This window comes from Streptomyces sp. NPDC005648 (genome assembly GCF_040605395.1).
Classification (GTDB): Bacteria; Actinomycetota; Actinomycetes; order Streptomycetales; family Streptomycetaceae; genus Streptomyces.
Genome location: NZ_JBEXCS010000115.1, coordinates 19,961 through 28,202 on the forward strand (window position 1 = coordinate 19,961; position 8,242 = coordinate 28,202).

General features: G+C 72.9%; 5 protein-coding genes. 1 reads left to right on the top strand and 4 read right to left on the bottom strand.

The features are described from left to right. Positions 1-11: 11 nt before the first annotated feature. Positions 12-1,259 (top strand): PLP-dependent transferase, encoded by a 1,248-nt coding sequence (locus ABZT17_RS39940; RefSeq protein ID WP_356356789.1) that lies wholly within the window; start codon positions 12-14, stop codon positions 1,257-1,259. Here ABZT17_RS39940 and ABZT17_RS39945 read toward each other — a convergent pair. The 4 genes from ABZT17_RS39945 to ABZT17_RS39960 form a co-directional block, all read right to left on the bottom strand. After that, on the bottom strand, positions 1,237-2,556 hold the full coding sequence (locus ABZT17_RS39945; RefSeq protein ID WP_356356791.1) for a GNAT family N-acetyltransferase: 1,320 nt from the start codon (positions 2,554-2,556) through the stop codon (positions 1,237-1,239). The two genes, ABZT17_RS39940 and ABZT17_RS39945, sit on opposite strands and share 23 nt — an antisense overlap. A gap of 89 nt (positions 2,557-2,645) precedes the next feature. Then, positions 2,646-5,297 carry a DUF6493 family protein gene (locus ABZT17_RS39950; protein WP_356356793.1) on the bottom strand — a complete coding sequence of 884 codons (2,652 nt, stop codon included), beginning with the start codon at positions 5,295-5,297 and terminating at the stop codon, positions 2,646-2,648. Further along, entirely contained in the window at positions 5,294-6,697 is a 1,404-nt protein-coding gene (locus ABZT17_RS39955; protein ID WP_356356795.1) for an SWIM zinc finger domain-containing protein, read from the bottom strand. The genes ABZT17_RS39950 and ABZT17_RS39955 overlap by 4 nt, the downstream gene beginning before the upstream one ends. A 141-nt stretch (positions 6,698-6,838) precedes the next feature. Continuing rightward, the coding region (locus tag ABZT17_RS39960; RefSeq protein ID WP_356356797.1) for an alkaline phosphatase D family protein at positions 6,839-8,242 on the bottom strand (1,404 nt) is incomplete at its 5' end.

The window sequence follows — 8,242 nt, forward strand, 5'->3', positions numbered from 1 at the left end:
ACTCTTCCCGCATGGAGTCCACGAGAGCTCTGGCCACCGAAGCCGTGCACGCCGGCCGCGACGACCTCGCCCGGCAGGGCCTGCACGCCCCGCCCATCGACCTGTCGACCACCTACCCCTCGTACGACAGCCGCCGCGAGGCCGCCCGCATCGACGCCTTCGCCACCACCGGCGCCGCACCCGAGGGCCCGCCGGTCTACGGCCGCCTGGGCAATCCCACCGTCGCCCGCTTCGAGACCGCCCTGGCCCGGCTGGAGGGCACCGACTCCGCGGTCGCCTTCGCCAGCGGGATGGCCGCGCTGAGCGCGGTCCTTCTCGTACGGGCCTCACTGGGCCTGCGCCATGTCGTCGCCGTCCGCCCGCTGTACGGCTGCAGCGACCACCTGCTCACCGCCGGCCTGCTCGGCTCCGAGGTGACCTGGACCGACCCGGCGGGCGTCGCGGACGCCCTGCGCCCGGACACCGGCCTGGTGATGGTCGAGTCCCCGGCCAATCCGACCCTCGCGGAGATCGACCTGCGCGCGGTGGCCCACGCCTGCGGCTCGGTTCCGCTGCTCGCGGACAACACCTTCGCGACCCCGGTCCTCCAACGTCCCGCCTCGCTGGGCGCCCGTCTGGTCCTGCACAGCGCGACCAAGTACCTCGGCGGCCACGGAGACGTCATGGCGGGTGTGGTCGCCTGCGACGAGGAGTTCGCCGGCCGGTTGCGGCAGATCCGCTTCGCCACCGGCGGCATCCTCCACCCGCTCGCCGGCTACCTGCTCCTGCGCGGCCTGGCGACCCTGCCGGTGCGGGTGAAGGCGGCCTCCGCGAACGCGGCCGAATTGGCCCGGCGCCTTGCCGCCGACCCGCGCGTCACCCGCGTCCACTATCCCCGCATCGGCGGCGCGATGGTCGCCTTCGAGGTGGCGGGCGACCCCCACGATGTCATCGCCGGCGTCCGCCTGATCACCCCGGCGGTCAGCCTGGGCAGCGTGGACACCCTCATCCAGCACCCGGCGTCGATCAGCCACCGGATCGTCGACGCGGAGGACCGGCGGGGCGCCGGGGTGAGCGACAGGCTGCTGCGGCTTTCGGTGGGCCTGGAGGACGTGGACGATCTCTGGACCGACCTGGACACGGCGTTGGGGGTGCGTGCGAACGCCTTGAGGGGCGCGGAGGCGTGCCCGTCCGCGGCTCCACCGCGGGAGGCGACCAGCCGCGACGAACCAGCGGCCGCCGCCCCCGCCACCACCCCTACGGCGCTTCGGCGTTACTGAACCCCAGGGCGCCCTCCGACACCCCCGCGTCGACGTCCAGCCGCGCCGTGATCACCAGGGTCCCCTCCTCGACCTGATAGTCGAGGGGGAGGCCCAGCCCCCGCATCGCCGCGACCATCCCGGTGTTGGACGCCTGCGTCACCGCATACACACTCGCGCACCCCGCCGAGACAGCCATCCCCACCAGGCGCCGCAGCAACTCGCCCCCGATCCCGCGCCCCTGCCACTTGTCCTCGACCAGCAGCGCGACCTCGGTCTCGTCGCCGTCCCAGAGCAGATGCCCCAGCCCGACCACCCGCCCCGACGCCGTCTGCACCGCGAGCGTCCGCCCGAAGCGGGGGCTGAGCAGATGGTTCAGATAGCGGTCGGCGTCCCCGACCGGCCCGTGGTACCGCATCCCCAGCGTCCGCGCCGAGCACCGCTCATGCATCTCCTTCGCGGCCTCCAGGTCACGCGGATCGGCCCGCCGCACGGTGATCTCGTTGCCCTCGGGCAGCGTCAGCACGTCCTCGCCGTGCGGCACCCGCGGCCCGAGCCGGGCATCCAGCTCCACCAGCGCCCGCGCCCGGGCGAACTCGGTCGGGGTGAACGGCAGATACGGCCGCTCCACGGTGATCACTCCACCTTCCGGCGCCCGCAGCCGCATCACGGTGTCCTCCAGAACTCCCTCCACCGGCACACCCTCCGGCTTCCGGCCGCCGCCGACCGGCGTCCCCGGTAGCTGACGGATGGTGCACCGACCGAGCAACTGCCGCAGCACCAGCGGCAGTTCCGCCGCGTCCAGGGCGGTGCGGGCGGCCAGGCCGAGCACTCGGGTCGGCGCGTCCACCAGGTCGTGGGCGTCGGCCCGCTCGATCCAGGTGTCGGAACCGCCGGCCCGCTCCACCACCCGGGTGAGCTCGGAGGCCATCAGCTCGCCCGGAGCCCGCAACAGGAACTCGTCCACCGTGCCCTCGGCCAGCGGATGCGTCTGCAGGCTCAGGATGTCGACCCGCAGCCCGGCGAGCGCCGTGCACAGCTCCGCCAACGAACCCGGTTCGTCCCGCACCGTCGTCCGCATCCGCCACAGCGCGCTCGCGGCGGGCACGCTCGCCGGAGCCGACGACGACGCGGACGGCCCGGCCTGCTGCTCGTGCGGCAGCCGCCGGGCACCGGTATCGCCCGTCGGCGGCGCATGACCGGGGCGGCGTGACCACCACGTCTGGAACACCGTGGTGACCCCGGTGAGGTTCTTCCGCCACTGCCGCACGGGACGGCCGTGCGCCGCTCGCGTCACATCAGACATGTCTCGACTCATGCAGCCACTGTGAAGGAAGGGTGTTGCGTGATCACGAACGCTTTGTGACTGATCGGTAAAGCGTGCTTATGCTCCTTTTGTTGATTTTTCTATGGCTGTGTCAGTGTGCTGTGCAGCCGCCGGGCCTGAGCCACCAGCCGGGAGGAACCGCGCCGGTCCGCCGTCTGCGCCAGATGGGGTATCTCGCCGCGCGCACCGGACCGCTCGGCGCACTCCGCGGCCACCGCCACCAGTTCCCCGAGCCCGCGGACCGACGCCCCGGTGCCGCCGGTCGGGAGCTCGGCGAACAGGACCGGCAGACTGTGCCGCAGCATCTCCCAGATGGTGGTGTTGGCCCCGGAGGCCGCCGCCGTCCGCGCGGACTCCGCGAGCCGTGACGGCTTCACGGCCCCACTCCGTACGAGCTGCCCGAGGTCCGCGCCCAGGAGCGCCGTATCGAGCTGCCCGCGCGCCGCCAGCGTCAGCAGCGCGTCCACGGCGGCGAGCCGGTCCTCCGGATGCCTGGCTCCGAGCCCGTACGCCACACAGAGGTGTACGGCCTCGCCCGCCTCGCCGCCGGACTCGGCGAGGTGCGGAAGGACGGAGGCGGCACCCCGGTCGTCGTCCACAGCGGTGCCGGAGAGGTCCCGCACGAGGCGGACGGCGACCAGCTCGCGCTGCTCGGGGAGCAGGGCGACCCAGTGCTGCCGTATCCCGTCGCTCCAGTGGTGGCAGTACCGCCATTCGCCGAACGCGTCGGACGCGCCGCCCAGCGACCTGAACCCGGCCGGGAAGTCCTGCTCCGGCGACGGATGTTCCCCGACCTGGACGAGGATGCGGGACCCCGAGGTCCGCCGCCGTGACGGAGGCAGGGCCGGGGTTCCGGTCGTGAGCCACTGGGCCAGCCGTGTCGCTTCCGGGGTGCCGAGGGCACCGGCACGTTCGGCGGCGGCCAGGGCGGCCGCACGGTCACCACGCCGGACCCTCAGCAGTGCCTGCGCGAAGTCGGACGCCGCGACCCGGGCGCCGAGCCGTCGGTACTCGTCGAGACGGTCCACCAGTTCGTCCGGATCCAGCAGCCCCGTGCTCCAGGTCGGCGTCGACAGCAGGAACGGAAGCGGGTCCGTACGCATCCGGTACGCCACTTCCCACAGACGGATGTCGAAGGTGTGGACGAGGGCGCTGTGGAGACAGCCGCGGGCCGGGCTCTCCTGTCGCGCCGACGCCCGGAGTGTCTCGGTGTGCACCCGTCCCCGGAGCGTCGCGAGCAGGAGGTCGAGGCCGTCCTCGGCGTCGAGGACCCTGTTGGCACGGCTGAAGTGGTCGTCCGGATGAAGGACGTACTCCGGATCGGCGGTGTTCCACCAGCGCCGGGTCACCACCGGCGCGAGAGCCTCCAGGAGCGCGTCACGGTCGCGGTGGGCATGGCGCACCAGGCCGTCCAGGGTCCGCTCGAAGGCCGCCACACCGGGCTCGGAGGCGAGCGCCGCCCCCACCTCCTCGGCGGCCTCGACGGGGGTCGCCGGGGCCGGGAGCAGACGGGCCGGTCGAGGTGCGGGCGGCAGGACCTCCTCGTAGGCGGCGGGCTCGGCGACGAGGGGCGAGGCGCCCAGCACCTCGGCCGCACGTGCGCGCAGCCCGGGGATCAACTGCTCCGCGGCGACGCCCAGTTCGGCCCTGGCCCCGGCGTCGGCGAGCTTTCTCAGATGCCGCTCCACCAGCTTGAGCGCCCGCTCCTGCACTTCCGAGTCCTCGTGCCCGAAGGCCCGCGCCACCGAGGGCAGCAGTTCGTCGGCCGTCCCCGCGTCCCGGGCCAGCACCTTGCCCAGCAGCACGAGCTGTGCGCGCACCAGCTTCTTCTCCGTGCGGAACAGCACCGCTGACGACATGTCCCCCAGCTGCCGTGCCGTCAGTCCACCGTCGAGGACGAGGCCGGCCAGCACCGACTGGGCGTACGACGCGACGGGGGAGACCGCGTCGGCGGTCAGGGCCAGCCAGTCGGCGGTCCGCTCGCTCCGTTCCTCCTCAGTGAGGTCGAGGAGCTTCAACAGCCGTAGGAACACCCGGTTCTCGGTGGTCGTCCCGCCTCGCAGCAGACGCGCCACACAGGCGTCGACCATCACCTTGCGCTCCAGAACCCCCTCGGTGGTGAGCCCGGCCAGCGCTCCCGTCCAGGTGTCCGGTCCGTCGCCGGCGGGCCATTCGAGCATGCCGCCGACGCCGTTCGTCTCGAAGAGCGCGGCCACGAGCTGCGGCAGGTGCGGGTCCTGGCGCAGACGGTCGCGCAGCGTGCCGCCGCGCTGGTGGGCCCACGAGATGTGCCCGACCCAGCCCTGCACATACGCCTCCGTGGTCGGCACCGGACACCCCGACAGCCGTACCAGACCGGCCATCAGGTCATACGGCACCGGGGACGTGGCCGGGCGCTCGGCGAGGCGGTGGGTCAGATCGGCCAGCCACTGGGGGGAGCGGTCCCCGAGGAGGCGCAGCAACAGGGCGGACGAGGTCTGCGACCAGCGCATGTCGGCCGCGGCGATCCAGGTGGCGACGGCCGCCGCGCCGGTCTGGCAGGCGACCCCGGCCGCGAAGAGAGGCGGGTAGGCGCGACGGGCGCCCGCCTCCCAGGGGGACGCCCGCAGTTCCTTGCGGAGCGCTTGCAACTCGGGGAGGACGGAGCGCCGTTCGCCGTCCGTCATCTCGTCGAGCAGACCGATCACCTCGGGTGTCCGCCCCGCCCGTACCGCGTCCATCAACGCGCTCATCGCACACCCCCGTCGACTCCAGCCGACTCCCGCTCCACCGCGGCGCCCCGCCGCACCATCCGCACCGCCAGCGCGTGCTTGCACGGTCCGCGCCCGCCCCGGTACCTCGCCCACCAGGCGCAGCTGCAGCTGAGGACCCCTGTCTCGTCCCGCACCCGGTGCACATGCCCGTCCTCGGCCGTCACCGTCCCGATCGCGCCGTCCAGGGCGACCGCGCCCGCGGCCACCAGCACCCTCGCCGAGCGCAGTCTGGGGTTGTGGCGCTCCACGCGCTCGGCGTCATAGGGCAGTTCGCGGTGGAAGTAGGCCGCCTCCGCGGTGTCGTACCCGACGCGGCCCGAGGTGCCCAGGCGGACCAGGGCCGCCCGGACCCGCTCCGTCGTGAGCCCGGAGGAGGCGGCCAGGTCGGCGATGTCGATGCGGGGCTCCCAGGCGAGCAGGACGGAGACGAGCTCCGCGTCCTCGGCGGCCTCGTCCGTGGCCAGCGCGTCGAGGACGCCGCCCTCGCCGGAGAAGCCGCGCGAGGCGTCCGGCGAGAGGGTGAGCGTGAGCCGCATGCCCGGCAGGACGCCCTCCCAGGCGCTCGCCGCGGAGTCGGCACCGGTGACGGCGGGGCCGTAGACCCGTAGGGCGGTGGCGTGACGCAGCACTCGCTGGAGGGCGATCAGCCGTTCCGGGCCGGGCAGGCAGACCGCGCCCGGCACCGCCCGCGTGGTCGGCCGCAGACCACGCCCCGCGGGAACCACCCACCGCGGACCGGACTGCGCGCCCCGCCCACCCCCGTGGGGCAGGGAGCGCAGGAACCGGACGGCCTCGGCGGCCGGCAGCTCGGCCCGCAGGTCGAAGTCGGCCGCGATGACCTGGGACTCCGCGAAACCACGCAGCCAGCGGTCGGGCAGCGGCACCTTCTTCTCCACGACCGGACCGTCCAGCGTGGTCACCGCCAACTCCTCGGGGCCGACCCGCAGATGGAGCGGGTCGTCCGAGCCGATACGGGAAAGCGCCTCACGCAGGGGGTTGTTGACGTCGACGTTGGTGGTGCCGTGGCCCACCTCGTCGCCGTCCAGGCCCTCGGCCAGCACGTCCAGACGGGCGTACACCCCGCCGCAGCCCGAGAAGGACTCGAAGCGCAGCCGGTCGCCGTTGCCCGTCACCACCGGGTCCAGGGAGGCGCGCAGCCGGCGCTGGTGGTAACGCGCGGCGGCCACGTCCGCCACGGCGAGCAGCCCCGCCGAGGCCACCTGAGGGGAGGTCAGGAAGCCTGCGAAGAAGCGGGGATGGTCCGCCGCGCCGGTGGGCGTCGCTCCCCGCGAGGTCTCGAGTCCCAGACGTCGCCCGCTCGCCGACGACTCCAGCACGGAGGGTCGGCGATAGGCCACGGTCTGCAAAGATCGCGTCATGGGAAAACCGTAGAGGCGACCACTGACAATCGGTCCCGACCTGCGAAGACGTGCTGTCGGCGGGGCAGTTCGCCAAGGCACGGCAGGGCCGCGCGCCGGGGGATGACGCCGGTGCGCGGCCCTGCTTCGAGAGTACGGGAGTTACTGGCCGACGCGGCCCGGTTGCAGCGTCCGCGTGAACAGCACGGTGCCGTCGTACTCGCGCAGACGGACCGTCAGCTCGCCGCTGTCGCCGTCGATGTCGACCTCGCCGAAGAACTGGTAGCCGTCGGCGGGCGACACGTTCGAGGCGGTCGGCGCCTTGACGAACACCCGGTCGGGGCCGAACGTGCCGTCGAGCGCGTTGGCCGGGAAGGCGCCGGCGTTCAGCGGGCCGGAGACGAACTCCCAGAACGGCTCGAAGTCCTTGAACGCGGCCCGCGAGGGGTCGTAGTGCTGTGCCGAGGTGTGGTGGACGTCCGCCGTCACCCACACCGTGCCGGTGATCCTCCGGTGCTTGATGAACCGCAGCAGCTCGGCGATCTGCAGCTCACGGCCGAGCGGTGCGCCGGGGTCGCCCTGCGCGACGGCCTCGTAGTTCGGCCTGCCCTCGACGGGGTCGGGCACGACCAGCCCCAGCGGCATGTCGTTGGCGATCACCTTCCACACCGCGCGGGACTTCGCGAGCTCCCGCTTGAGCCACTCCAGCTGCTCACGGCCGAGGATGCCCACCGGGTCGGTGGTCTGGTCGTCCGGGGAGTTGGCGTTGCGGTAGGTCCGCATGTCGAGCACGAACACGTCCAGCAGCGGACCGTGGCCGACCTTGCGGTAGATCCGGCCGTCGGGGCGCCCGCTGATCGTCGAGATCGGGAAGTACTCCGAGAACGCCTGCCGTGAGCGCACCGCCAGGTCGTCGAGCCTGGTGCCGGCCGGGTAGGGGGTGCCGGTGCCGATGACCTCGCCCGGGTACCAGTTGTTGCGGACCTCGTGGTCGTCCCACTGGATGATGTTGGGCACCTGGGCGTTGAAGCGGCGCAGCGCCGCGTCGAGCAGGTTGTAGCGGAAGTTGCCCCGGTAGTCGTCGAGGGTCGTCGCGACGTGCGACTTCTCCTCGGTGGTGATGCTCCGGTAGACGCTGCCGTCGGGCAGCGTCGCGGTGGCGGAGATGGGGCCGTCGGCGTAGATGTTGTCGCCGCTGCACAGGAAGAAGTCGGGGTCGACCTTCGCCATGGCGTCGAAGATGCGGTAGCCGCCGATCGACTCGTTGATGCCCCAGCCCTGTCCCGCCAGATCACCGGACCACACGAACTTCACGCCCTTGCGCCGCCTGACCGGCGCGGTGCGGAACGTGCCGGTCACCGGTTCGCCGGTACGGCGCGGGTCGTCGGGGTCGGCCAGCAGCACCCGGTAGTGGATCTGCTCACCGGCGGGCAGTCCCCGCAGCCGGGTGGTGCCGGTGAAGTCCGAGTCCGCGCCTAGATGATCGATTCCAAGGGGTGCCCGTAGAGACGTGAACGAGGGTGTCCAAGATCGTTGTGTGACGAACAACCTGGACACCCTCGCGAC

What these genes read in the sequence shown, in the direction of transcription:
- ABZT17_RS39940 (WP_356356789.1), top strand. Translation starts at nt 12, where the DNA reads ATGGAGTCCACGAGAGCTCTGGCCACCGAAGCCGTGCACGCCGGCCGC.
- ABZT17_RS39945 (WP_356356791.1), bottom strand. Translation starts at nt 2,556, where the DNA reads ATGAGTCGAGACATGTCTGATGTGACGCGAGCGGCGCACGGCCGTCCC.
- ABZT17_RS39955 (WP_356356795.1), bottom strand. Translation starts at nt 6,697, where the DNA reads ATGACGCGATCTTTGCAGACCGTGGCCTATCGCCGACCCTCCGTGCTG.
- ABZT17_RS39950 (WP_356356793.1), bottom strand. Translation starts at nt 5,297, where the DNA reads ATGAGCGCGTTGATGGACGCGGTACGGGCGGGGCGGACACCCGAGGTG.